27 protein-coding genes and 1 tRNA gene are annotated in these 22,010 nt (G+C 63.4%); 12 read left to right on the top strand and 16 right to left on the bottom strand.

Features of this window, described 5'->3' with window-relative positions:
- Positions 1-58 precede the first annotated feature (58 nt).
- The 3 genes from ettA to QF038_RS08105 form a co-directional block, all read right to left on the bottom strand.
- Positions 59-1,741 carry an energy-dependent translational throttle protein EttA gene (ettA, locus tag QF038_RS08115; protein ID WP_142064344.1) on the bottom strand — a complete coding sequence of 561 codons (1,683 nt, stop codon included), beginning with the start codon at positions 1,739-1,741 and terminating at the stop codon, positions 59-61.
- Between the two features lie 52 nt (positions 1,742-1,793).
- Entirely contained in the window at positions 1,794-2,279 is a 486-nt protein-coding gene (locus tag QF038_RS08110) for a hypothetical protein (protein WP_307609674.1), read from the bottom strand.
- Positions 2,280-2,605: 326 nt separating this feature from the next.
- Positions 2,606-3,163, bottom strand: a complete 558-nt coding sequence (locus QF038_RS08105; protein ID WP_307609673.1) for a single-stranded DNA-binding protein — start codon at positions 3,161-3,163, stop codon at positions 2,606-2,608.
- Between the two features lie 211 nt (positions 3,164-3,374).
- Between QF038_RS08105 and QF038_RS08100 the strand changes: the two genes are divergently transcribed.
- Positions 3,375-3,447, top strand: a tRNA-Arg gene (locus QF038_RS08100).
- A gap of 80 nt (positions 3,448-3,527) precedes the next feature.
- On the opposite strand, the gene QF038_RS08095 is transcribed toward QF038_RS08100, so the two are convergent.
- Both QF038_RS08095 and QF038_RS08090 read right to left on the bottom strand, forming a co-directional pair.
- The gene (locus tag QF038_RS08095; RefSeq protein ID WP_307609672.1) at positions 3,528-3,962 is read right to left on the bottom strand and encodes a hypothetical protein; all 435 of its coding nucleotides are present in this window, start codon (positions 3,960-3,962) and stop codon (positions 3,528-3,530) included.
- Complete coding sequence (locus tag QF038_RS08090; protein WP_307609671.1) at positions 3,959-4,246, bottom strand: tyrosine-type recombinase/integrase; 288 nt, start codon at positions 4,244-4,246, stop codon at positions 3,959-3,961. The genes QF038_RS08095 and QF038_RS08090 overlap by 4 nt, the downstream gene beginning before the upstream one ends.
- A gap of 349 nt (positions 4,247-4,595) precedes the next feature.
- Between QF038_RS08090 and QF038_RS08085 the strand changes: the two genes are divergently transcribed.
- The 6 genes from QF038_RS08085 to QF038_RS08060 all read left to right on the top strand — a co-directional run bounded on the left by QF038_RS08085 (position 4,596) and on the right by QF038_RS08060 (position 8,768).
- Positions 4,596-5,183: a hypothetical protein gene (locus QF038_RS08085; RefSeq protein ID WP_307609670.1), complete on the top strand. Its 588-nt coding sequence runs from the start codon at positions 4,596-4,598 to the stop codon at positions 5,181-5,183.
- Positions 5,184-5,211: 28 nt separating this feature from the next.
- Positions 5,212-5,889, top strand: a complete 678-nt coding sequence (locus tag QF038_RS08080) for a hypothetical protein (RefSeq protein WP_307609669.1) — start codon at positions 5,212-5,214, stop codon at positions 5,887-5,889.
- Positions 5,886-6,194, top strand: coding sequence for a hypothetical protein (locus QF038_RS08075; protein ID WP_307609668.1), 309 nt, complete (start codon positions 5,886-5,888; stop codon positions 6,192-6,194). The genes QF038_RS08080 and QF038_RS08075 overlap by 4 nt, the downstream gene beginning before the upstream one ends.
- Positions 6,181-6,900, top strand: a complete 720-nt coding sequence (locus QF038_RS08070) for a hypothetical protein (protein ID WP_307609667.1) — start codon at positions 6,181-6,183, stop codon at positions 6,898-6,900. The genes QF038_RS08075 and QF038_RS08070 overlap by 14 nt, the downstream gene beginning before the upstream one ends.
- An 85-nt stretch (positions 6,901-6,985) precedes the next feature.
- Complete coding sequence (locus tag QF038_RS08065; protein ID WP_307609666.1) at positions 6,986-7,558, top strand: hypothetical protein; 573 nt, start codon at positions 6,986-6,988, stop codon at positions 7,556-7,558.
- A gap of 340 nt (positions 7,559-7,898) precedes the next feature.
- Complete coding sequence (locus QF038_RS08060; RefSeq protein ID WP_307609665.1) at positions 7,899-8,768, top strand: trypsin-like serine protease; 870 nt, start codon at positions 7,899-7,901, stop codon at positions 8,766-8,768.
- Between the two features lie 157 nt (positions 8,769-8,925).
- On the opposite strand, the gene QF038_RS08055 is transcribed toward QF038_RS08060, so the two are convergent.
- The 3 genes from QF038_RS08055 to QF038_RS08045 form a co-directional block, all read right to left on the bottom strand.
- Entirely contained in the window at positions 8,926-9,321 is a 396-nt protein-coding gene (locus QF038_RS08055) for a hypothetical protein (protein WP_307609664.1), read from the bottom strand.
- A gap of 60 nt (positions 9,322-9,381) precedes the next feature.
- Positions 9,382-9,660: a hypothetical protein gene (locus QF038_RS08050; protein ID WP_307609663.1), complete on the bottom strand. Its 279-nt coding sequence runs from the start codon at positions 9,658-9,660 to the stop codon at positions 9,382-9,384.
- A gap of 71 nt (positions 9,661-9,731) precedes the next feature.
- Positions 9,732-10,283, bottom strand: a complete 552-nt coding sequence (locus tag QF038_RS08045; RefSeq protein WP_307609662.1) for a hypothetical protein — start codon at positions 10,281-10,283, stop codon at positions 9,732-9,734.
- Between the two features lie 100 nt (positions 10,284-10,383).
- Here QF038_RS08045 and QF038_RS08040 point away from each other — a divergent pair, with 100 nt between their 5' ends.
- Positions 10,384-10,599: a helix-turn-helix domain-containing protein gene (locus QF038_RS08040; RefSeq protein ID WP_307609661.1), complete on the top strand. Its 216-nt coding sequence runs from the start codon at positions 10,384-10,386 to the stop codon at positions 10,597-10,599.
- A 172-nt stretch (positions 10,600-10,771) separates the two neighbouring features.
- Here the strand turns inward: QF038_RS08040 and QF038_RS08035 are convergent, their stop codons facing one another.
- On the bottom strand, positions 10,772-11,476 hold the full coding sequence (locus QF038_RS08035; RefSeq protein WP_307609660.1) for a hypothetical protein: 705 nt from the start codon (positions 11,474-11,476) through the stop codon (positions 10,772-10,774).
- A 75-nt stretch (positions 11,477-11,551) separates the two neighbouring features.
- On the opposite strand from QF038_RS08035, the gene QF038_RS08030 reads away from it, so the two are divergent.
- Together QF038_RS08030 and QF038_RS08025 are read left to right on the top strand one after the other, a co-directional pair.
- Positions 11,552-12,568 carry a hypothetical protein gene (locus QF038_RS08030; RefSeq protein ID WP_307609659.1) on the top strand — a complete coding sequence of 339 codons (1,017 nt, stop codon included), beginning with the start codon at positions 11,552-11,554 and terminating at the stop codon, positions 12,566-12,568.
- A gap of 6 nt (positions 12,569-12,574) precedes the next feature.
- Complete coding sequence (locus QF038_RS08025) at positions 12,575-13,051, top strand: DUF2617 family protein (RefSeq protein WP_307609658.1); 477 nt, start codon at positions 12,575-12,577, stop codon at positions 13,049-13,051.
- Between the two features lie 36 nt (positions 13,052-13,087).
- Here the strand turns inward: QF038_RS08025 and QF038_RS08020 are convergent, their stop codons facing one another.
- From QF038_RS08020 to QF038_RS08005, 4 genes are all read right to left on the bottom strand, one after another.
- Positions 13,088-13,687, bottom strand: a complete 600-nt coding sequence (locus tag QF038_RS08020) for a hypothetical protein (protein WP_307609657.1) — start codon at positions 13,685-13,687, stop codon at positions 13,088-13,090.
- A complete protein-coding gene (locus tag QF038_RS08015; RefSeq protein WP_307609656.1) occupies positions 13,656-13,898 on the bottom strand; it encodes a type II toxin-antitoxin system HicA family toxin in 243 nt (80 codons plus the stop codon). Before QF038_RS08015 ends, QF038_RS08020 begins: the two co-directional genes overlap by 32 nt.
- A gap of 431 nt (positions 13,899-14,329) precedes the next feature.
- Complete coding sequence (locus QF038_RS08010; RefSeq protein WP_307609655.1) at positions 14,330-14,452, bottom strand: hypothetical protein; 123 nt, start codon at positions 14,450-14,452, stop codon at positions 14,330-14,332.
- A 92-nt stretch (positions 14,453-14,544) separates the two neighbouring features.
- Positions 14,545-15,774, bottom strand: coding sequence for an ROK family protein (locus QF038_RS08005; RefSeq protein WP_307609654.1), 1,230 nt, complete (start codon positions 15,772-15,774; stop codon positions 14,545-14,547).
- A 129-nt stretch (positions 15,775-15,903) separates the two neighbouring features.
- Between QF038_RS08005 and xylA the strand changes: the two genes are divergently transcribed.
- Positions 15,904-17,091, top strand: a complete 1,188-nt coding sequence (xylA, locus tag QF038_RS08000) for a xylose isomerase (protein ID WP_307609653.1) — start codon at positions 15,904-15,906, stop codon at positions 17,089-17,091.
- Between the two features lie 2 nt (positions 17,092-17,093).
- Positions 17,094-18,512 carry a xylulokinase gene (gene xylB / locus QF038_RS07995; RefSeq protein ID WP_307609652.1) on the top strand — a complete coding sequence of 473 codons (1,419 nt, stop codon included), beginning with the start codon at positions 17,094-17,096 and terminating at the stop codon, positions 18,510-18,512.
- A gap of 116 nt (positions 18,513-18,628) precedes the next feature.
- Here the strand turns inward: xylB and QF038_RS07990 are convergent, their stop codons facing one another.
- Genes QF038_RS07990 through QF038_RS07980 form a run of 3 tightly spaced genes read right to left on the bottom strand, consistent with a single transcriptional unit; the run spans position 18,629 to position 21,848 of the window.
- The gene (locus QF038_RS07990; protein ID WP_307609651.1) at positions 18,629-19,468 is read right to left on the bottom strand and encodes a sugar phosphate isomerase/epimerase; all 840 of its coding nucleotides are present in this window, start codon (positions 19,466-19,468) and stop codon (positions 18,629-18,631) included.
- Entirely contained in the window at positions 19,465-20,679 is a 1,215-nt protein-coding gene (locus QF038_RS07985) for a dihydrodipicolinate synthase family protein (RefSeq protein WP_307609650.1), read from the bottom strand. The genes QF038_RS07990 and QF038_RS07985 overlap by 4 nt, the downstream gene beginning before the upstream one ends.
- Entirely contained in the window at positions 20,679-21,848 is a 1,170-nt protein-coding gene (locus tag QF038_RS07980) for a Gfo/Idh/MocA family protein (RefSeq protein WP_142064365.1), read from the bottom strand. The genes QF038_RS07985 and QF038_RS07980 overlap by 1 nt, the downstream gene beginning before the upstream one ends.
- Positions 21,849-22,010: the final 162 nt, after the last annotated feature.

The raw sequence follows: 22,010 nt of genomic DNA, 5'->3' as shown, positions 1-22,010 counted from the left end.
CCAACAGGCCGGCACCCTTGAGGGGCCGGCCTGTTGTTTTTCGCTTTTGCCCCGCTTATCAGTCGCGGGTGAGGCGGCGGTGCGTGACGCGGTGCGGTTTGGCCGCATCCGGGCCGAGCCGCTCCACCTTGTTCTCCTCGTAGGATTCGAAATTGCCCTCGAACCAGTACCACTTGGAGGGGTTCTCCTCGTCACCTTCGTACGCGAGGATGTGGGTGGCCACCCGGTCCAGGAACCAGCGGTCGTGCGAGACCACCACGGCGCAGCCCGGGAATTCCAGCAGGGCGTTTTCGAGGCTGCTGAGGGTTTCGACGTCGAGGTCGTTGGTGGGCTCATCCAGGAGCAGCAGGTTTCCGCCCTGCTTAAGGGTGAGGGCGAGGTTCAGGCGGTTGCGCTCACCGCCGGAGAGCACGCCGGCCTTCTTCTGCTGGTCCGGGCCCTTGAAGCCGAAGGCGGCAACATAAGCGCGCGAGGGCATTTCGACGTGGCCCACCTGGATGAAGTCCAGGCCGTCCGAGACAACTTCCCACAGCGTCTTGTTGGGGTCGATGCCGCCGCGGCTCTGGTCAGCGTACGAGATCTTGACCGAATCGCCGATCTTCAGGTCCCCGCCGTCGAGCGGTTCCAGTCCCACGATGGTCTTGAAAAGCGTGGTCTTGCCGACACCGTTGGGGCCGATGACGCCTACGATGCCGTTGCGGGGCAGGCTGAAGGACAGGCCGTCGATCAGGGTCCGGTCTTCGAAGCCCTTCTGCAGGTTCTTGGCTTCGAGGACCAGGCCGCCCAGACGTGGTCCCGGCGGGATCTGGATTTCTTCGAAGTCCAGCTTGCGGGTCCGGTCTGCTTCGGCAGCCATCTCCTCGTAGCGGGCCAGGCGGGCCTTTGACTTGGTCTGGCGGCCCTTCGCGTTGGACCGCACCCACTCAAGTTCCTCGGAAAGACGCTTGGCCTGCTTGGCGTCCTTCTTGCCCTGGATCTCCAGGCGGGCGCGCTTCTTTTCGAGGTACGTGGAGTAGTTGCCCTCGTACGGGTAGAGGTGGCCGCGGTCCACTTCGGCGATCCATTCAGCCACGTGGTCCAGGAAGTACCGGTCGTGGGTGACGGCCAGGACGGCGCCGGCGTAGGAGGAGAGGTGCTGTTCGAGCCACAGCACGCTTTCAGCGTCCAGGTGGTTGGTGGGCTCGTCGAGAAGCAGCAGGTCCGGCTTCTGCAGGAGCAGCTTGCACAGGGCTACGCGGCGGCGCTCACCTCCGGAGAGGTTGGTGACGTCGGCGTCCGCCGGCGGGCAGCGGAGGGCGTCCATGGCCTGTTCCAGCTGTGAGTCCAGGTCCCAGGCGTCTGCAGCGTCGATGGCTTCCTGCAGATGCCCCATCTCCTCAAGGAGGGTGTCGTAGTCAGCATCGGGGCTGGCCATCTCCTCCGAGATTTCGTTGAAGCGCTGGATCTTGCCGTAGATCTCGCCGACGCCTTCCTGGACGTTGCCCAGGACAGTTTTTTCTTCGTTCAGGGGTGGTTCCTGGAGCAGGATGCCCACGGTGTAGCCGGGGCTGAGCCGGGCCTCACCGTTGGAGGGGGTGTCCAGTCCGGCCATGATCTTCAGGATGGTGGACTTACCGGCACCGTTCGGGCCCACAACACCGATCTTGGCGCCGGGAAAGAAGGACATGCTTACGTCGTCAAGAATGAGTTTTTCGCCAACGGCTTTTCGGGCCTTGGTCATTGTGTAGATAAATTCCGCCATGGTTCCAAATCTAATGGGTCGGCGGGCATATCTCACATTCGGTACGGCAAGGTCAGGAGCCTACAAAGCACTTGCCGCTGGCCAGCACGGGCAGGACCGTTACCGTGACTGCACCGTCCCGGACCTGGCCGATGACGCAGTCCTTTCCTTGCAGCACTGCCGCTTCGATGGCATCCGCTTCAAGGCCGGTGGGGGTACGGCTTTGCGATACCTGCAATGCTTCCGGCGCGATTCCCGCCCCGGTCAGTGCATCTGTTACCTGGGCGGTGGCCGGTTTCGGGGATCCCGCCGCCAGGCGTCCCAGCGCATCCGTGACGGTCTGTGTCACCGTTGCGGTGGCAACGGCGTCCGCTGCGGTGGCCGACGGCGCCCCGGAGGTCCCGGCCAGCGGTTCGGGGGCCGCTGTTTCCGTTGCTGCACGCGCCGAACCGGCTGATGTTGCCGCGGCAGCCTGCTCCGATGCACCGGGCTGGACTTGCGGCGTTCCGCCAACACAGCCGGATAAACCCGCCACCAGCGCGGCGGCGGCGGTTGCCACGACCAAGCAGCGTGCGGCGGGGGGCCAAACAGCTGTGGGAGCGATAGCTGTACGTGCGACAACTGCGTAGGCTGGAGCTGCCGGTGCTGGAGCTGCCTGGACTGAAGCTGCCTGGACTGAAGCTGCGGGGGCGGCCGATACTGCACCGGCTGTGGTGTTCTGCCGGTGGTCAGGGGTAAGCCGCATGGTGCCATTCTGCCACGCCTCCGAGAGCCAGCTTTCCGCCCTGGGCTTCATGACCTTGGCGGACAGGGGTGCAGCCGGGGGTGCTGCGACCCTGCCCGCCAAGGAACCAAGAGGGCCGAGAGGCGTTGACAAGGGCATCCTCAAACTGGGGAGTCGGCGAGCTCCCCCGTTTCCAGGTCGAGGGCCAGCAGGTCGCCGTTGGCGTCCTCGACATAGGCGGCAGCCGGATCTCCGCCGTCACCGGGGTCATCGTTGTCTTCGGGTTCGTCGAAAGGGCCTCCCGGCCCGGCCTGGCTGCTGGTGTCAAGGGGTGGCTCCGGTTCCACCAGCGAGAGGAGCGGTTTCTTGGAGGACCGGGTGAAGTTGGCCGTCCCCAACGTGAGGTCATGCCCAACGGCGTCAGCATCGATGGTGTGCGAGTAATAAACCCTGCCGTCCCTCTCCCAGCTGCGGATCCTTAGCGTGCCCACCACGATGACGGGCTGGCCCTTCCGGATGCTGCAGCCCATGTTGCCGGCCAGATGGCGGTAACCCTGGACCGTGAACCAGTTGGTGTGGCCATCCACCCACTGGCCGTCCTTATCACGCCGACGCGAGTTGGAAGCGATCCGGAATTCGGCGGTGGCCACTCCCCCCGGTGTTGTGCCGCTGGTGATGTCGGTGGCAACGAAGCCCTTGATGGTTATGGTGTCGTTCATCTCTACGTCCTGTCTCCATTGGTTCTGCCCTAGCAGGCAAAACCAGCATGGGCCAGGCGCAAGCTGCCAGGGAGGCAGGAGCCCGCCTATGTGCAAAACCCCGACTAGGAGGCTGCCTGTGGAGGAGCAGTGCTGCCACGCACAACAATGACGGCGCCGGGACGGCGGGCAATGTAAACTTTTTGAGGCGCCGGAATTCACCTCCGGAACTGCCTCAGTAGCTCAGGGGATAGAGCAGCGGCCTTCTAATCCGCCGGTCGGGGGTTCGATTCCCTCCTGGGGCACACCGAAAAGCGGCTCTGACCTGAGGAAACGTAGATCAGAGCCGCTTCATTTTTCGTTTGAGATTCAGACAATCCACCGCTTACCCACCGCTTTGCTTTTCCCCAAGTTCTGCCATGAGTTGGCGAAGCGTCGTCAGAGCCTCGGCATGTGGAGGATCCCATTCCGTCAGTTCGATGCGCTGCTTGCGCTGGTATGCCGGCGGAAGCGGAACGGGACCAGGTCCAACGTAGGCAGTGAAGCCAGGGAACTGGTCGGCTGTCACATCCACTACCAGCCCCTCGCCCTCCAGCCAGTCATGACCTTGGATTGCTGACGGTCCCGCCGCATTCACCATGTGCCAATCCACTTCCGGCTCCACCTCAGCAAGCAGGTGACCCAGCGCGAACGAGGCCCACGTGCACGACCCCCACGGGAAGGAATAGAAGCCCGCATGTCGCCTCATGTCTGGGTGTAGAGCAGCCGCACGAAATCTTTCCACCAGCTCACGCACCCGCGCCTCGCGCCCACCGTTCATGCCCCGAACGCCTGCAGCAGGCTAGTCATGTCCGGAGCCTCGTGAGTTTTCTGGACGTAGTGCCGGCTGGTGATCTGCTCGCTGGAGTGACCCAACTGGGCGGAGGCCGAGGCCATGCCCTCAGACTTGGCCAGAAGCGTCCCCACGGACTTCCGGAACGTATGCAGAGTGACCCACTGGAAGCCGATGTCATCCCGGGCGGAGCGCCACTGCTTCCGAAAGTTCCCCGGATCCCGCAGCGTGCCGGTGGAGGACGGGAAGACCACGTCCCAAGGGTTAGCCACGAGCTGCTGCACCTGGCGGGAGGACTATGTTCTGGCCAAGGACGTCGCCGCTTAGCCGGTCCGCTAACAGTCCGATCGCAGGTTCCGAAGGAGGACTATCCCGTGAGCGCAGGCGGACAGCCCGCCTTTCTGCATTCATGGCGTGCTCGATCCACCGCTTACCCACCATTTACTCCCCCGCGTTTCCGTCTCCGGAAGCGCGGAAGCCCTGAAATCGCACTCCGACAGAGACTGATGTTGGAAGTTCCTCCGGGAACCTCGCCGGGTTAGTGGAAACGCCCCGGACCGCTCGTGGAAGGCGGATCGGGGCGCCACCGGACCACACAGAATCTCAGTACGAGGAGCCAACATGGCAGGCAAGAACATCACGGACCAGGACATCCTGGCGGCGCTCAAGGGCCGTTCTACCGAACAGGCGGGCAGGTCCGCACGCGAGGTTTCAGACGCCCTCAACGGCCGCCCCTCAGCCCAGGAACGCGCCAATCAGGACGCGATAGCCAAGGCCTTCGGACGCGAACCACAGCGAGCCGCTACCGAGGGAGAAGTTCCGCTGCAGCGTCGTGGCGACGGTCTCGAAGCGGTAGCCATTTGGGCGGCCCGGGAATCAGCAGATGCCGCAACCAAGGCACTCGCTGAAGCGATCATGCGCACCGACGGATCCAAGGGTATCTACCTCGCCGAATCGGAAGCCCACCAGATCGCCGTCGAGGCGTATACCGAAGCCGCCAAGACCACTCCTTACGAGGACAAGCGCCAGGAATCCGTCTCACGCTTCCTAACCAAGCTGGCAGAAAAACTCGCCCGCACCCTCACCCCAGAATCCAAAGCGCCGCGGGCTGCCGCAGCCGAGCAGCAGGCCCCCTCCGGTAAACCCCTCAAGAAGAGGGAAAGCCGCAGCGCCACCAATAGCAACCACACCATCATCTCTTACAGCTAAGCCACCCCGGCATTAGGAGCACACCAGCATGGGAATTTTCAGCAAGGGCCTTGAACAGGCTCAGGCCGCGGTCACCAAGGCCGAATCCGTAGTCACCGAATGGAAAGGCAAAGCCTCTGCCGCCCGCGAAGAAGCCGCCCGCCTCGACGCAGAGTCAGGTGCCGCGATCCTCTTGGACGAATCAGCAGCAGAGCGCATCACCCTCAACATTCAGGCGCACGAGCGCCGAGCCCGCGCCTATGACCAGGCCGCAGCCGAGGCCCGGAAAAAGCTCCATGACGCACAGCGGGAAGCGCTGGAGATGGAGGCCCGGGAAGAGGACAAGCTGGCGGCGAGCGCCCGCAAGGAATCCACCTCGCATGCAGGAAAAGTAGCTGACCTGAAGTGCCAGCTCGAGGACCTGGACGAATGCGGCTGGGACCGGGCTGCCGGTATCGACGTTTTGACGGGGCGCCCCTCCGGGCAGCAGGTAGGCAAAGCATGGCAGCTCGACCATAAGGCGCACCGGCACGAAACGCGGGCCGCCACCATCCGTTACTTCCTCGCCACCGGCACCATCCCTCACGACTTCTCCTTGATCGACAACGAGCTGGGCACCAAACTCAACGCCGACGCCGGGACGAGCTGGGTCCAGGGCGATTACATCTCCAAGTCCCTGTACGCGGCCCGAGACGCCGGCCTCAACTTCGCAGGGGCAAGGAAGTGACCGGGACGGCGGAAGGGCTTCATGCCGCGGGCCTGGTCCTCGAGGAAGACATCCGGAAGATGGACGCCGGCGAGCTGCACGCCACCCCGGAGCAGCGGGCATTCCTGATGGGTGCAAAGAACGCCCTGCTGCGGCAGAAGACAGCGGAAAGCGGTGGGTATCCGGTGGATAGCACCGACGCGGACCCGGCAGATGCACCTGAAGCCGCGCAGATCCAAAGGACCGATGACGGACGGCCTCAGAACACCGGCTTAGCAGACCACGTAACCGCCGATATTTTGGAGAACCACAATGGGCTTTCTTGATCCGAAACCACTCACCCTGCACGGCCTGGACTCTGCTGCGGCCGACAAAATCGCGGACCCCGCCAGCGCGACTCGAGGGGCACTAAATGCCACTTATGAATCCAAGGGGGCGGCTGCACCGAAGCTCGACAAGTCCGAAGCCGCAACAACCTACATCCCCCGCAGCGAATCAGCGGCCCGCGTACTGCGCCGTGCACCAGCGAACAGGGCATCCAGTGGATGGACGATCCCGGCCCAAGCGAACAAGGACGCGGCAAGCACCCCCGACTACACCGCCGATGCATACTTCGGCGACAGGTGCCTCCGGCTTATCACCACCGGCACAGCCGCTCACGTCTACGCAACCCGAACAATGGACACCACATTCGACGCGACCGACTGCAACGTCCGGATCACTATCAAGGTGACCGACTACGACTTCACCGCCATCCAGGTGGTGGTAGGCAACAGCTCCGCAACCCTGACATCATCCGCCACCATCGGCTTCACCGCAGGCGGCGCCTCAGCAGCGTCATACGCCCTCCAGAAAGACCGCTGGATCGTCCTGGACATCCCGCAATCCAAGTTCGCGGCAACGCGCCGTGGTCCGCCCTCCAGTTCGTCCGCATCGGAATCTCTAACACCACCGGAAACCCAACGGAGATCCGACTGCACAGCTTGGATTTCGTCAAGAGGGACACCTTTGGGAAAAACCCGAACGGCCTAGTGGTTATCACTGCCGACGATTCCCAGTCACTCAGTACACCGCGCTCCGCCCAGCACTGTCTGCGCGTGGCTGGAGGGCAACACTGATGCCGATACCGGGCGCCCACGGTACGGACTCCAATATCTTCCTGACGGACGCGCAGGTGATCGAACTGCACGACACCTACGGCTGGGAAGTAGGGGCTCACTGCTACGACGCATCCTCGCACGCCAAGGGACTACCTGACCTCACGCCGGAGCAGCGGATCGCGGAATTTGAAGCGGTCAAGGCCTGGCAGAAGGCGCTAGGGTTTAGTTCCCCCTCGCACGCCTACCCGCTCGGAACACATGACGTGGCCACCGAAGCGGACGTAGCCAAGTACTGGAGCGCGTCCCGCCTGGCGTCCTCGCACGGATTCAATGAGACAACCACCCCCGCCCGCCGGTACTCCCTGCTCGCAGAAAACATCACCCAAGGCGCAACGGCTATCGGAGCAGCGGCCACGAAAGCCCACAACGACAAGGGCGTCCTCTTTGTCATGCTTCACGCCATCGTCCCCTCAGGTGGTGACGCAAACGCGATCACCCCAACAGTGCTAACCGCGGTTCTCGATGCCATCGCAGCGTCCGGCTGTGAAGTCGTGACCATGCAAGAGGCCCTGGGACGCATGACGCTTTAGGGCTACACAAGACCGGTCGAGTTCCCCAACTGTAGTCGGTAACGATTTTGGAAATATGGCATCTCGTGCACTACTTTTGCTGCAGCGACCATGCACGTCCCCCATGTGCGGAGCAGCCATAGAGAGACCCCTGCGGATCGAGTCAACGGACGCGGGGGTCTCTTGCTGCCCGAGCGCCCACGGAAAGATCGACCGGTTATGCGATGCCTGCTGAGGCTGAATCAGGCCGTGCGGGAGGCTTTCCCCTCGCCCCTACCCTACTCAAGATTAGGTAGAGGCGAGGGGAACCGCGAGGACTAAAGTTGCGGGCACGAACCACCGATTGAAAGGGGCATGGTCAGTGAAACGTCCACTTCGGAGGCTGGCTCTCCTGCTAGCCGCAATGCTCGCTCTCACCATCACCGGCGCCTTGCCAGCCACAGCGATAACGGGCGGGGAACCCGATGGCAACCGCCACCCCAACGTCGGCATGATCGCGTTCTACTTTTCGCCCGACGACCCATTGGGAGGCGGGCTGGCTTCCTGCTCGGCGACGCTGATCTCACCAACAATTCTGCTCACGGCGGCGCATTGCGCCACAGGAACAACTGGAGCAGTACTTGTCACCTTTGAATCCTTCATCGCAGAGAATCACGCCAACGACATCATTCCCGACGCTACTGATCCCGACATCGGCTACACCCCCGAAGAGCTCGAAGCTGCCGGCTTCCTGTGGGGAACGCCGTTAGCCCACCCGGACTACTCCAACTTCACCGACATCGACAACTGGAACGACGTGGGAATTATTGTCCTCAACGAGCCGGTCACCGACATTACCCCTGCGACGCTCGCTCCTGAGAATTACCTCGACCAATTCGAGCCGTCAGTGCTAAATCACACCATTTTTGAACTCGTCGGGTATGGCACCGTAGTGCGCAAGCCGGAAAGCGGACCTCAGAAGCCGCAACCCATGCTTTACCCAAACTTCCGCCGATACACAACAGCGCCAGGCCAGAAGCTCACCCCGCAGATCCTGCAGCTTCAAGGCAACCCCAACGATAACCGAGGAGGTGGCGGAACCTGCTTCGGAGACTCCGGCGGCCCCGTCTTCCTCAACGGATACCTAGTCGCTGTCACGAGCTACACCCTTACGCCGAATTGCCGCTACCTAGGCGGATACCAGCGCGTGGACATCCCCGTGGTGCAGGACTGGCTAGACGAATACCTGTAACCACTCCAATTCCTGAACGCTAAGGAAGACCCCGCGTGCCAGCAACGCACACGGGGTCTTCTGCTGTGATCACGCCCCCGAGCAACAAAAGACTCGGTTAAGTCCCCCAACATGTGTTGCCCTCGTCAGCTCTCTGGCCGACAAAGGCAACACTGTTTTACGGTATCCGCGCCTCACCTTTAAGAGCGTTTAGGAAGAGGCTGGCCAGATCAACCCAGGCGTCGGCCGGTAACTCGTCACAGTGGATCTCGAGGAACTCCCGCGGTGTCAGACCATATGGACTGTCCGTGATCCCCTCGTTGACAAAGTCCTTGAACGGAGATGTGGAACGCCTGACTCGGTGGAGGATGTCCCGCGGTTGGCAGGTAGTTCCGTACCCCACGGGCGGCATAACCGCATTTGTGCTGTGGTACCACCGGCGCCAAGCCTGCATGAATGGGAGTTCAAACGCCATATTCGACGAGGGAAGGTCCTGAACGCCCAGGTCAGCCAGGCCGGCTAGGAAGCCGTTAGCGAGGAGCAGCAATTTCTGGGGCTTGGTCATCCTGGTCACGATTACGATCCTAGTTGGAGCAGGGCGCCCCATCTTCCCGGACATGGGGCGCCCTGGGTGTTACGACACCGAGAGTTTTCCTGGCTTTGGCTTGGCCTTCTTTGTGACGACGCCCCAGCCGTTGACGGTGTTGCCGTCGTCATCCCGGGAGCTTGTGTTTTGCGGGTTAAGGGCGGACAGCTCCTGAGCGATGGACAGGAGAGCGGCGACTTCTGCAACCTTGAGTCGCTGGTCCACCGTCAGATGCTCCTGATCCGTGATGCTGCCCGCGCTTTGCCCCCTGGCTGCGCCGATTGCCTCAGTCAGGGCGTTCCACGCGGTCGAATAGTCATTGCTCATGTTGCACTCCCCAGTAGTTTGTCTCGCGCCGGACGATGACCGGCGTCACCCACGCTATAGGACGTGTCCTGTTAGCGGGACGTGTGTGCCGACGCCGCAGCGCTCTTGGCTTCCACTCGCCGCTTGAGGATGTCCAGACCGGCTTTGGCCCATTTCCCCGTCGCCGGCCCATGTCCAGAGACAACGAGCGGAACAAGCTGCTCCGGCCTGTAGCTGTGCTTGGAGAGCTCCTCCGCCATGGCGTCGACGTTGAACACATACATCAGGCTCTCCCCCGGCGCGAGGGTCTTGGGGAGAGGCTGGGGGTATCGGTAGCTCTCAAAGCTCTGGAGATGTACGCCGCTGGGCAGTTTGAACTTCACGCTGCTCACAACGGTTGAACCCGTCCTTCCAACGTTGGTGACATCGACGGCCACGTGCCATTCGTCGGCGCCCTGCCGTGGTCCCCAAGGACCTTCCCCGATGAGGGTAAAGGAAGTCGCGATTACCTTGAGCCTCGCCTGGTCACGCTGGCGGGCCACCATTGTCCATGCGAGAGTCCCTATTGAAATCAGGATGGCCAGAATTGGGAGTGCTTTCTCCCACCAGTCAGTTCCGACTAGCTCGACCTGTATTACGTCCAATGGCATCCAATGATTCAACCATGGCTGGGGAAACCTGCTGAGACACGGCCAAGGTTAGGGAATGGTGCTCCGGCGCCGTCTCTGGCCATAGGTTCTGACCATGACTAATAGCCGAGCCACGCCTGTAGGAGATGCCACAGTGCAGCAGGTAGCGGAGTACTTGAGCCTGCACCCGGAAACCGTTCGAATTATGGCGAGATCCGGGGACTTCCCGAACGCCTACAAAACCGGCCGAGCCCGCACCAACAGCCCGTTGCGCATCCCGTGGGCGGACGTGGACCGGTACCGGGCGCTGCAGCCGAGGGTTGCCAACTGACCCTCTACGTCCGTCCACTCAGATTCGTAGAGGTCAGTGAGGCCCGCCTGGCCGTCGCCGCGCAGAACAGCCGCCACGGCCGGCCACCCCCGCAAAACAGACACCGCCGTCGTGCGGCCAAGGGCGTTGCCGTCCCTGAGATCGTCAAGATGCTCGACGTCTCCCGGGCTATTTAGTCCTCGTCGCCAGAGCTCGGCATGGGATCACCAGTGCCGCCATTATTTATGGCAACCCGCATCTTCCGCAGGACCACATCCAGCCCCGCAATCAGGTGGTTGTCCTCAGTCGGCGTGTGGATTCCCACGACACCTAGGAGGCTTACGGCGTTGTTTAGCCGATGGAAGGCAGCGTTCTGCTCCGTCAGTGGCACGCTTTTCCGGTCCGTCTTTGTTCGGTAGTCTCGTGCCAGCCAGCCTACAAACGGCGGCCAGTTCATCAGTTCATCTACGAGATCCTTGTCAGTGCTCTCTATGCGCCAGCGCGTGATCGATCGCGAAAGCGGCGGGATTGCCCGCTCCACTGCTTCCATGTTCTGCAAGGCCATGTCGAGGATATGGTTTGCATCCGCGACAACATCGGCGCGGATGTCCATCATCCGGAGCCTTGCTGTTTCTTCCCGCTGCTCGTCCAGTTGTTCCTTCAGCGCGGCACGCTGAACTTCCAAAGCAGTAGCATCTCTGGCCCGCTGCTCCTCCAGCGCCTCAGCGTCGCGTTTGCGCTGCTCCGCCAGAGCCCTGCCTGACAGCACAGACTGGTGAGCGTTAGTGCGCTGGACGACGATCAAGGCGACATAGATGCTAACGCCGGCCGCGATGGAAGCACCCACGACGCCGCTCCATAACTGCATCCACCAAGTTTCAGAAAGTCCCCAGAACATCCCTGCATCCTACGGTCATTTCCGGACGCGGAAACGAGGAAGGGGCGGAATTCGCCGAGGCAACAGACTGTTGCCATGACCAACACACAACGTGTAGACCTCGCACCCTCCGCTAAGCAACCGTGCAAGGAATGCCCCTTCCGGAAGTCGAACGCAGACACCGAAGCGCCGCAAGGCTGGTACGACAAGGACAACTTCGAACGCATATGGGCAGGCATCACCCGTGAATCCAGGCTGCTGCCATGCCACATGTTCGACAGCGAAGAGAACACGGGCTACGACTCCCGCAGCGAGCAGATGGGCCTGCAGAAGCCGGTAATCCTGGATAGGCCGCGGGAATGCGCCGGCATTACAGCGATGATCCACAACGAGGTGAAGACCGCCATGGAGGACCCCTCCTGGCGCGAGTACATTGTGGCGCGTCCTGCCGGCCTGCAACTCGCCCCATTCCGGTACACCATCAGGAGGCTTCGCGGCGAGGCGCGGCCTACCCTGACGGTCCCGGCCAACCCCGACCTGGACGACGTCCTGGACCCCGCAGAAAGAGTGGATGTGACGTCCGAGGCGTGGCGGCTGGGGGCGGGAGGCGCTGACTCACTCCTGGCGACCTTGACGAGCGTGCTGCAGAACTTCGGGATCGGCCCGTCCTGCTCCTGCCCCGTATGCGAGAACCACGGGACTGTCCATGAACAGGCCATGCTGATCACGGCGGACGGCCACGAGGTATCCGTCGACAAGGCTCTGCACAAAGCGCTGTCCATCATGGCGGAAAACGGCATCCGGACAACCGAATCGTGCCAGGACCTCCGTGATGCCATTGAACGGCTGGCGCCGCACCAGATCCCGACCGTGCTGCAAGATGCACTACAGAACCCACGGGCCGTGTCCTGCGCTGAGGCCGTCAAGCGTCGAAACGCAGTCGTCAGGTTCAAGGTGGAAAACGATGCGGAACGGCGCTTTATGGAGCTACTTAGGAAGCACGGCTGGATATTTCTGGAGGCAGGGCACTTGGTAGGCCAGATAACCTTCCCGATCGAGCGCGTGGGCGAAGTCGTCCTCATAGCTGCCGCAGTTGGCGTGGCTGGCCGGTAAGGAATCTTGTTCGCCACTGACGCGCCTTTCATAGATACATCCGCCGCAGACCTGACGCACAGGCTCGGGCTAGACAAGATTCCGGCCCTGGCATCGCTTCAAGTTGGTGACATGGAGCTCCACGTCTTGGGCGCGTCGCACCAGGTGCGGGTAGGTGACTGGAGCGAGACAGTTGCCTGCCTGCCCGGCCGCCCCGGCCACCTGCCAGCGACCATCGCCGGGCCCGGCTACACGTTCGCCTCAAGCGTCCACACCTATGAGAAGCACGAGCTCGCGGCCGGCGTGCAGGACCTCAAGGCTCGCGTCGAGGACGACCCCAACGGCCTTGCAGTGGCGTTCAAGGGCGATGACCTGGCCCTCACGGCAATGACTGCTGCAGCGACAGCAGCCCGCCTGGAGTGGATGACCTGGCACGTCTACCCCCAGCATGGGCAGATCGTCACCACTAGGAGCTGGGTTGACCAGGCTCTAATACAAAGGTGAATAGCTGTTTAGACCGGAAAGCTGAAACAGTGGTGACTAGCAGTATTGGATCAGTTCATGATCGTGGGACAGACGGATCTCGTGCTCCATCTGCAAAAGCTTTTCAACTGGGGAATCGGGGCCAAGCCCAAGTTCATCAAGGGAAGGCCCTGATACTTCCGCTGCATCTCGGACGATAGCTACGCAGGAAAGGTGTTCTGTTACCGGGCTGACCGACGCGACGTTTACCGGCTGCCTGGGGCTAGCGCTCTGGATAGTCGCGGCAATCGTGTCAGCGGGGAGGGCCGCGATGATGATCACATCGTCCAAGTTGTCCTTGGTGGCATGATCTCGGAATTCTTTATTGGTGCTGATTTCATGAAGGACGCGGTCAACCACTGCTAGGCGAGAATCAGCCCGGAAGTCGTGACGCGCTCGGACAAAGTACTGCACGTCCTCCACGGTGAGCGTCTCCTCAATATGGACCTGGAATTCACCGTCTTCTGAAAGACCTGCCGCAATGGCTATTTGCATAATTTCAGACGGGCTGGGATCCCGATCGAAGGCGGCCACTATGCCGGGCAAGTCAGGACTCGACAAAGAAACAGATTGTGCTTCGCCCCACCTAGTGATGATCATCTGGGCGGAATTTGCCACGGAGAACCTCCTTTGCCTGCTCGTCGCTCAACCCTACATCTTTGCGCAGAATTTTCTTCACCAGTCCCCCGGAAATCTCCTTGGACGTATGTCCGGAGAACGTCAGGGGCGGGTACTTTTCATGTTCCAGTGTCTCATGGCTGCCCTTGCCGTTACCAGTGGCGGAGTAACCAAGCTTCTCAAGGAGGCGCCGAAGCTTTTTTACGTCCATAGACGGATAGTCACTGCTTCCCACGCCACGCTTCCCCCTGTCACGATCTCACCTCATGCTCCTGGGCACGAGAACAATCATAGGCGGCGGATCAGGCACATGTTGGGATCAAGACACTTCAGCAGTGCATGTGATGGTAGGTCGCCCACCGCTTACCCACCGGAAACAACAATTATCAACCATGAACGTTCCTGAGAATGCCACTCGGCAGTCCCCCGAAACCGCCAGATCATGCGGACAATCATGAACGTACAAAGATGTCCATAACCAACATCCGCTAATCCGCCGGTCGGGGGTTCGATTCCCTCCTGGGGCACACAGAAGAGCGGCCCTGACCAGCCTAAAAGCTGATCAGGGCCGTCTTTGTTTTGCATTCGGCCCAGCCGGTTCACCATGTACCGCCGGAATTATGTCCGGATGCGGCGGCGGACTCAATCCTGTTGAGTGGCAGGTTCGTCCTCATCTTCGTCGCCTGGGTCGTCGTGGACCTTTCTCGGGATCTTGCCCTCAACGTCGGCGGGAACAGGCGGATCCTTCTCGTCATCAGCAGACATGGCGCCAAGTCTAAAGGCCAGGGACACAAGCCAAGATCTTCAAGCGGCGGCACAGCAGCCCCAAATGATGGCGCAACCGCGGGTTGCGGGCTCTACGACTGCAGTCGGTGCGGCGCTTCTACCAGGGAACGGACCACACTGCCGGCGGCACCCAGCAGCGCTCCGCCCTCCTCCACCGCTGCAATGGTGATGTGTTCCGGAAAAACCTTGCCGGGCGCGTACCGTGCCAGGCTTGCGGCCAGGGAAGGGCGCAGCCACCGTTCCAGGACAGCGAAGTGCCCGCCGAGCACCACCGCCCCGATGTTCAGCACACGGGCTGTGGATGCCACCGCCACCCCCAGTGACGTCCCGGCACGTTCAACGGCCCGCAGTGCGCCCGGCTGATCCTCCGCGAGCGCGGCCACCAGGGCGGACATGCTCTCCGACCTCGACTTCCCTTTGCCGGCGATACCCGCAGCCGAGAAGATGGCGTCCTGCCCCGCAACGGTCTCCAGGCAGCCCGTGCCCCCACAGGAGCAGCGGCTGCCCCCGGGGTCCACCACAACATGGCCCACTTCCCCGGCATGACCTTCCGGACCGGTAAAAAGCTCCGACCTGATGACCAGTCCGCCACCGACACCCACCTCGCCGGACACGTACAGGAAGTCGTGCCTGCCGGCGGGTCCGCGCGCCAGTTCCGCAAGGGCAGCAGCGTTGGCCTCATTAAAGAGGGTTACACCCAACGGCAGGCCCGGCAGCAGCCGGTCAAGGTCGAGTTCGACGTCCAGCCAGCCGAGGTTGGGGGCCGCGAGGACAGTGGCGCTGCCGGCATCCACGAGCCCGGGAACGGCCAGTCCTCCGCCTAGGACTTCCACACCCTTGTCCAGGGCAGCCGTCCGCACCTCCACCGCAAGGGCGGCCAGGGCCGCCAGAACTGGAGCGCTTTCACTCCCACGGTTATCCCGCTCGCGGATCTCCTGCACCACCACCGCTCCGGACAGGTCCGTCACGCCGGCGGCAATGTAGTCGACATTGATTTCCATGCCTATTACCCCGCGGGCCGGGTTCAACTCCAGGCCTACTCCGGGCCGGCCGCGCTCCCCCTGGGGGTTTAGCCCTATTTCCCGCAGGATGCCGGTCTCGAGAAGGTCCAGGACGATGCTCGATACCGAAGCCTTGGTGAGCCCCGTGGACGCCGCGATCTGCGCGCGCGTCAGGTGGGACCCTGACGGGGACTGTGCAACCCTGCCCAGGACCAGCGCGAGGTTGCTCCTGCGGACGTCGCCCATGCTTCCGGGCGACCCGGCGTCGGACAGGGCAGGTGCTGGTGCCGTGTTCGCCATGGCGGCCTCCTTAGATAAGCCGGGCCATCCCAACATGCCCGTGGCTATTGACCCTAACGTAATCACGATTATATAGTTCAAGCGATAAACTAACTCGCCCACAAGGGGCACTGGCTGCAAGGACGCATCATGACTCTTTCCCCCACTCCCGCAGATAAGTTCACTTTTGGCCTCTGGACCGTGGGCTGGACCGGTGCCGACCCGTTCGGCGTCGCCACCCGTGCCGCCCTGGATCCGGTGGAGGCGGTGCACCGGCTGGCCGAACTTGGCGCGTACGGCATCACCTTCCACGACAACGACCTGGTCCCGTTTGATGCCACCGCGTCGGAGCGGGAACTGATCCTGAAAAACTTCAAGGCAGCGTTGGCCGAGACCGGCCTGAAGGTGCCCATGGTCACCACCAACCTGTTCAGCCACCCCGTCTTCAAAGACGGCGGCTTCACCTCCAACGACCGCTCCATCCGCCGCTTCGCCCTCTCAAAGGTGCTGCGCAATATCGATTCCGCCGCCGAGTTCGGCGCCGAAACCTTTGTGATGTGGGGCGGACGCGAAGGCAGCGAATACGACGGCTCCAAGGACCTCGCCGCTGCACTGGACCGGATGAAGGAAGGCGTGGACACCGCTGCCGCCTACATCAAGGACAAGGGCTACAACCTGCGCATCGCACTCGAGCCCAAGCCGAACGAACCCCGCGGCGACATCTTCCTGCCCACCGTGGGCCACGGCCTGGCCTTCATCGCCCAGCTCGAACACGGCGACATCGTGGGCCTGAACCCCGAAACCGGACACGAGCAGATGGCCGGGCTGAACTTCACCCACGGCATCGCCCAGGCCCTCTGGGCCGGCAAGCTCTTCCACATCGACCTCAACGGCCAGCGCGGGATCAAGTACGACCAGGACCTCGTCTTCGGCCATGGCGACCTGACCAGCGCGTTCTTCACCGTGGACCTGCTCGCAAACGGCTTCCCCAACGGCGGCCCCCGCTACGAGGGACCGCGCCACTTCGACTACAAGCCCTCCCGCACCGACGGCTACGACGGCGTCTGGGAATCCGCCAAAGCCAACATGGCCACCTACCTGCTCCTGAAGGAACGCGCCCTGGCCTTCCGCGCCGACCCCGAAGTCCAGGCCGCCCTCGCCGCCTCCGGCGTCGGCGAACTAGCCGAACCCACCCTCGCAGCCGGCGAAACCACCGCCGACCTGCTCAACGACGCCGCAGCATTCGAGGACTTCGACGCCGACAAGGCCGCAGAACGCTCCTTCGCGTTCGTCCGCCTCAACCAGCTCGCCATCGAACACCTCCTCAACGCCCGCTGACCATGGCGCTCGTAGCAGGCATCGACAGCTCCACCCAATCCTGCAAAGTGGTGATCCGCGATGCGGACACCGGCGCACTGGTCCGCCAGGGCCGGGCCAGCCACCCCGACGGCTCCGAAATCCACCCCGACCATTGGTGGGACGCACTGCAGGAAGCACTGCAACAGGCCGGCGGGCTGACCGACGTTGCAGCTGTCTCGGTGGGCGGGCAGCAGCACGGTATGGTGTGCCTCGACAGCGATGGCACGGTGATCCGTCCCGCACTGCTGTGGAACGACACCCGCAGTGCCGGCGCCGCCGAAGAGCTCATCAGGACCGCGGGCGACGGCGACACTGCTGCCGGCGCCCGCTACTGGGCCGGTGCCACGGGCACCGTCCCGGTGGCCTCGCTGACACTGACCAAGCTGCGCTGGCTGGCCGCCAATGAGCCGGAGAACGCGGCGAAGGTGGCGGCAGTGTGCCTGCCGCATGACTGGCTGACGTGGCGGCTGATGGGACATGGCCCGGAGAGTGGCCCGGGCAATCTTGAGGCCCTGGCCACCGACCGTTCCGATGCTTCCGGCACAGGCTACTTTTCCACGGCTGCCGGCACGTACTTGCCCGACGTCCTGGAATCTTCGCTGGGCCATGTCCCGCTGCTGCCTGAGGTGCTGGGTCCCCTGGACGTCGCCGGCAAGACTCCGGACGGCGCCCTCCTGGGCGCCGGCGCCGGGGACAATGCGGCAGCGGCGCTGGGGGTGGGAGCGGGCGTCGGGGATGTGGTGATGTCCCTGGGCACCTCCGGAACGGTCTTTGCCGTCTCCGACACCCCCGCCGCCGATCAGTCGGGGCTGGTGGCAGGGTTTGCCGATGCTTCCGGACATTACCTGCCGCTGGTGTGCACGTTGAATGCCACGCGCGTTTTTGACGCCACCGCGGCCCTGCTGGGCGTCAGCATCGAGGAGTTCAACGACCTGGCTCTGAGCGCTGGACCCGGAGCCGGGGGCCTCACGCTCGTGCCCTATTTCGACGGCGAACGCACGCCCAACCTGCCGGACGCCACCGGTTCACTGCATGGCATCACACGCACCAACTACACGCCGGCGAACCTGGCGCGTGCCGCCGTCGAAGGCGTGGTCTGCTCGCTGGCAGACGGCCTGGCCGCCCTGCAGGAGCAGGGAGTCCAGGCCCGGCGCATCATCCTGGTGGGTGGCGGGGCGCAGTCCACTGCGGTCCAGTCGGCGGCGGTGCAGCTGTTGGGAGTCAACGTCACCGTGCCACGGCCGGGCGAATACGTGGCAGACGGCGCAGCCCGGCAGGCCGCGGCGGCACTTGCGGGAGAATTTCCGCAGTGGGCGCTGGACGCCGTCGACCTTCCGGCCGGGAAGGACGACGGCGGGGTGCTGGCACGTTACCGCCGGTACGCCCGCATGTACGCCTGACGGTTTCCACCACAAAAGACCCGGACCGCGAGTGCGGTCCGGGTCTTTTGTGGTGGGGCGCAGGCTCCTGCCGGCCATGTTGGGAAGCACGGCAGGAGCCCGCGGTCTGGATCAGGTCAGGCGTACGGGAGGACAAGCTCCGCGTAGCGCTCCTTGACTGTGGCCAGGACGGTGTTGCCGTCCGTGTCCCAGATGTCCTGATTGAAGATTTCGACTTCGATGTCGCCCGTGTAGCCGGCGTCGCGCACCCAGGTGCCGATGGTGGCGAAGTCCACCACGCCGTCGCCCATGTAGCCGCGGGACAGCAGCGGATCGGCCGCGATGGGCATGTTGAAGTCGCACACTTGGTAGCTGGCGATGCGGTTTTCGCGGCCCGCGCGCTCAATCTGCGTCTTGAGCTCGGGATCCCACCAGACATGGAAGGTGTCCACGGCGACGCCCACCGTTGAGGCGTCGAACGGCGCTGCGAGGTCCAGCGCCTGTCCCAGGGTGGAGATCAGGGCACGGTCTGCCGCATACATCGGGTGCAGGGGCTCCAGGACCAGGCGGACGCCGTGTTCCTCTGCGAAGGGAACCAGGTCCGCGAGGCGGTCTGCAACGCGCTGGCGTGCCGCCATCACGTCCTTCTCCTCCGGTGCCAGGCCGCCCACCACCAGAAACAGTTCCCTGGTGTCCAGTGCAACGGCTTCGAGGATGGCGGCGCGGTTGTCAGCGAGCGCGGCGGCCTGCCCTTCGGCGTCGGGTGCGGTGAGGAACCCGCCGCGGCACAGGGATGAAACCCGGAGGCCGGCGTCCTTGATCAGGCGCGCAGCCTTGTCCAGCCCGGCTTCCTCCACGCGGTCCCGCCAGGGCCCGATGGAAGGGATTCCGGCGTTGACGCAGCCGTCAACCACCTGGGCGAGGGTCCATTTCTTGGTGGTGGCGCTGTTGATGGACAGGCGCGAGAAGTCGCTCACACGCCCACCCCGTTGATCCGCAAGTAATCGGACATCCGGAAGGCAGCCAGTGCCGGGTCCCGCAGGAGGCCGGCCTGGTCCGCCAGTTCGAAGGTCTTGGCCAGGTGGCAGACCGAGCGGCCGGAGTGCAGGCCGCCCACCATCTGGAAGCCGGGCTGCTTGCCGTTGAGCCAGGACATAAAGGCGATCCCGGTCTTGTAGTAGAACGTGGGGGCGCTGAAGATGTGCTTGCCCAGTTCCCGCGTGGAGTCCAGGATTTTGCGCGCCTTGGCAGGGTTGCCGGCGTCGTAGTTCTGCAGTGCCACCGAAGCTGCGGGATAGATCGCCGCGAAGATGCCCAGCAGGGCATCGGAGTGGTGGCTGCCGTCGCCGTCGATCAGTTCCGGGTAGTTGAAGTCGTCCCCGGTGTAGAGGCGGACCCCTTCGGGCAGGGCAGCGCGCAGGGCAACCTCGTGGCTTGCATCCAGCAGCGAGACCTTGACGCCATCCACCTTGGCCGCGTTGTCCTTGATCAGCCCAAGGAAGGTTTCGGTGGCGGTTGCGACGTGGTCCGAACCCCAGTAGCCGGCGAGGGCGGGATCGAACATGGTGCCCAGCCAGTGGAGGATCACGGGCTGGTCCACTTCCTGCAGCAGGGTGGAGTAGACCGACAGGTAGTCTTCCGGGCCGCGGGCCACCTTGGCCAGGGCGCGCGAGGCCATAATGATGACCTTCGGACCGGCCTCGGTGATGACGGCGATCTGCTCGCGGTATGCCTCGAGGACAGCCTTGAGTCCGGCTTCGCCGACGGGCAGGGAGTCGATGTCCAGCTGGTCGGTGCCGGCGCCGCAGGATACGAGGTCGCGGACCGATTTGCCGGCCGTCGCCGCATTGCCGGACGAAACCACCGAGGCCGCCTCTATGCCGGTGCGCTTGATGAGCTGCTGGGTGGCTGCCCAGTCCAGGCCCATGCCGCGCTGGGCGGTGTCCATGGCATCAGCGACGCCAAGGCCGTAGGACCACAGCTCGTGGCGGTAGCCCATGGTGGCTTCCCAGTCGAGCCGCGCAGGCGCGCCAGGGGTGTTGTCTGCCAGGACCTCGGGGATCACGTGGGCTGCGGCATACGCGCGGCGCGCCGAGAGAGGGGCGGTGGGGCGGGCCCAGGACGTGCCGCCCTGGAGCCGGTATTCGCGGGTGCCGCCGTCGTGGGAAGGAAGGATGAGTGAGGTCATTAGAGGGTGATCTCCGGGATGTCGATGGTGCGGCGTTCGTCGTTGGACTGCAGGCCAAGCTCGGCGAGCTGGACGCCCCGGGCCGCGGAGAGCAGGCCGAAGCGGTGCTCGCGGCCGGCCACAACGTCACGGAGGAACTCTTCCCACTGCAGCTTGAAGCCGTTGTCCAGCTCAGCGTTGGCCGGGACTTCCTGCCACTGGTCGCGGAAGGACTCCGTGACGGGCAGGTCCGGGTTCCAGACGGGCTTGGGGGTGTGGGCGCGCTGTTGGGCGACACACTTGTTCAGTCCGGCGACGGCGGAACCGTGCGTGCCGTCCACCTGGAATTCCACGAGTTCGTCGCGGTAGACGCGCACGGCCCAGGAGGAGTTGATCTGGCCAACAACGTCATCTCCACCCGGAGTCTCGAGTTCGAAGATGCCATAGGAGGCGTCGTCGGCCGTGGCCTTGTACTCCTTGCCGGCCTCGTCCCAGCGGGCGGGGATGTGGGTTGCGGTCTTGGCGTTGACGCTCTTGACCTTGCCGATGATGCCTTCGAGGACGTAGTTCCAGTGGCAGAACATGTCCGTGGTCATTCCGCCGCCGTCTTCCTTGCGGTAGTTCCAGGACGGACGCTGGGCTGCCTGGATGTCACCTTCGAAGACCCAGTAGCCGAACTCACCGCGGATGGAGAGGATACGTCCGAAGAAGCCCTCGTCCACCAGGCGGCGGAGCTTGACCAGGCCCGGCAGGTACAGCTTGTCGTGGACAACGCCCGCGGTGACGCCGGCTTCCTTGCCGATCCGGGCCAGCTCAATGGCTTCCTCAAGGGTCTCGGCCGTGGGCTTCTCAGTGAAGATGTGCTTGCCGGCCTGCATGGCCTTCTTCAGGGTGGCCGCGCGGAGACTGGTCATGGAGGCATCAAACACGACGTCGACGGTGGGATCGTTGATCACCGCATCCAGGTCGGTGCTCCACTCCGAGACCTTGTGCTTTTCGGCCAGTTCGCGGATCTTGGCTTCGTTGCGGCCCACCAGGATGGGCTCAACCTGGATGCGGGTGCCGTCTTCCAGGGTGAAGCCGCCGGCATCACGGATGGGGAGGATGGAACGCAGCAGGTGCTGGCGGTAACCCATCCGGCCGGTGATGCCGTTCATGGCGATGCGGATTGTTTTTGTCTCGAAGCCCATAGGTCCTCCACGGTGAGTGAGCAGTTTTACTCAAGCTGATCGGGAAAGCGCATTCCCACTTCTTCAATAATGCACCCGGCAGGACTTATTGGCAAGCGCTTTCCAGCAGCGGGTTGAAACTGCCATAATGTGGTTACGCTTAATGACCCTACAAAGCCGATC

The sequence above is a fragment of the Pseudarthrobacter sp. W1I19 genome (assembly GCF_030817835.1).
Classification (GTDB): Bacteria; Actinomycetota; Actinomycetes; order Actinomycetales; family Micrococcaceae; genus Arthrobacter.
This window is presented reverse-complemented; position numbering and strand designations above follow the sequence as displayed.

What these genes read in the sequence shown, in the direction of transcription:
- QF038_RS08085 (WP_307609670.1), top strand. Translation starts at nt 4,596, where the DNA reads ATGGCAGGCAAGAACATCACGGACCAGGACATCCTGGCGGCGCTCAAG.
- QF038_RS08080 (WP_307609669.1), top strand. Translation starts at nt 5,212, where the DNA reads ATGGGAATTTTCAGCAAGGGCCTTGAACAGGCTCAGGCCGCGGTCACC.
- QF038_RS08105 (WP_307609673.1), bottom strand. Translation starts at nt 3,163, where the DNA reads ATGAACGACACCATAACCATCAAGGGCTTCGTTGCCACCGACATCACC.
- QF038_RS08010 (WP_307609655.1), bottom strand. Translation starts at nt 14,452, where the DNA reads ATGTCTGCTGATGACGAGAAGGATCCGCCTGTTCCCGCCGACGTTGAG.
- QF038_RS08030 (WP_307609659.1), top strand. Translation starts at nt 11,552, where the DNA reads ATGACCAACACACAACGTGTAGACCTCGCACCCTCCGCTAAGCAACCG.
- QF038_RS07985 (WP_307609650.1), bottom strand. Translation starts at nt 20,679, where the DNA reads ATGACCTCACTCATCCTTCCTTCCCACGACGGCGGCACCCGCGAATAC.
- QF038_RS08040 (WP_307609661.1), top strand. Translation starts at nt 10,384, where the DNA reads ATGACTAATAGCCGAGCCACGCCTGTAGGAGATGCCACAGTGCAGCAG.
- xylA (WP_307609653.1), top strand. Translation starts at nt 15,904, where the DNA reads ATGACTCTTTCCCCCACTCCCGCAGATAAGTTCACTTTTGGCCTCTGG.
- ettA (WP_142064344.1), bottom strand. Translation starts at nt 1,741, where the DNA reads ATGGCGGAATTTATCTACACAATGACCAAGGCCCGAAAAGCCGTTGGC.
- QF038_RS08065 (WP_307609666.1), top strand. Translation starts at nt 6,986, where the DNA reads ATGCCGATACCGGGCGCCCACGGTACGGACTCCAATATCTTCCTGACG.
- QF038_RS08095 (WP_307609672.1), bottom strand. Translation starts at nt 3,962, where the DNA reads ATGAACGGTGGGCGCGAGGCGCGGGTGCGTGAGCTGGTGGAAAGATTT.
- QF038_RS08035 (WP_307609660.1), bottom strand. Translation starts at nt 11,476, where the DNA reads ATGTTCTGGGGACTTTCTGAAACTTGGTGGATGCAGTTATGGAGCGGC.
- QF038_RS08070 (WP_307609667.1), top strand. Translation starts at nt 6,181, where the DNA reads ATGGGCTTTCTTGATCCGAAACCACTCACCCTGCACGGCCTGGACTCT.
- QF038_RS08015 (WP_307609656.1), bottom strand. Translation starts at nt 13,898, where the DNA reads ATGGACGTAAAAAAGCTTCGGCGCCTCCTTGAGAAGCTTGGTTACTCC.
- QF038_RS08050 (WP_307609663.1), bottom strand. Translation starts at nt 9,660, where the DNA reads ATGAGCAATGACTATTCGACCGCGTGGAACGCCCTGACTGAGGCAATC.
- QF038_RS07980 (WP_142064365.1), bottom strand. Translation starts at nt 21,848, where the DNA reads ATGGGCTTCGAGACAAAAACAATCCGCATCGCCATGAACGGCATCACC.
- QF038_RS08005 (WP_307609654.1), bottom strand. Translation starts at nt 15,774, where the DNA reads ATGGCGAACACGGCACCAGCACCTGCCCTGTCCGACGCCGGGTCGCCC.
- xylB (WP_307609652.1), top strand. Translation starts at nt 17,094, where the DNA reads ATGGCGCTCGTAGCAGGCATCGACAGCTCCACCCAATCCTGCAAAGTG.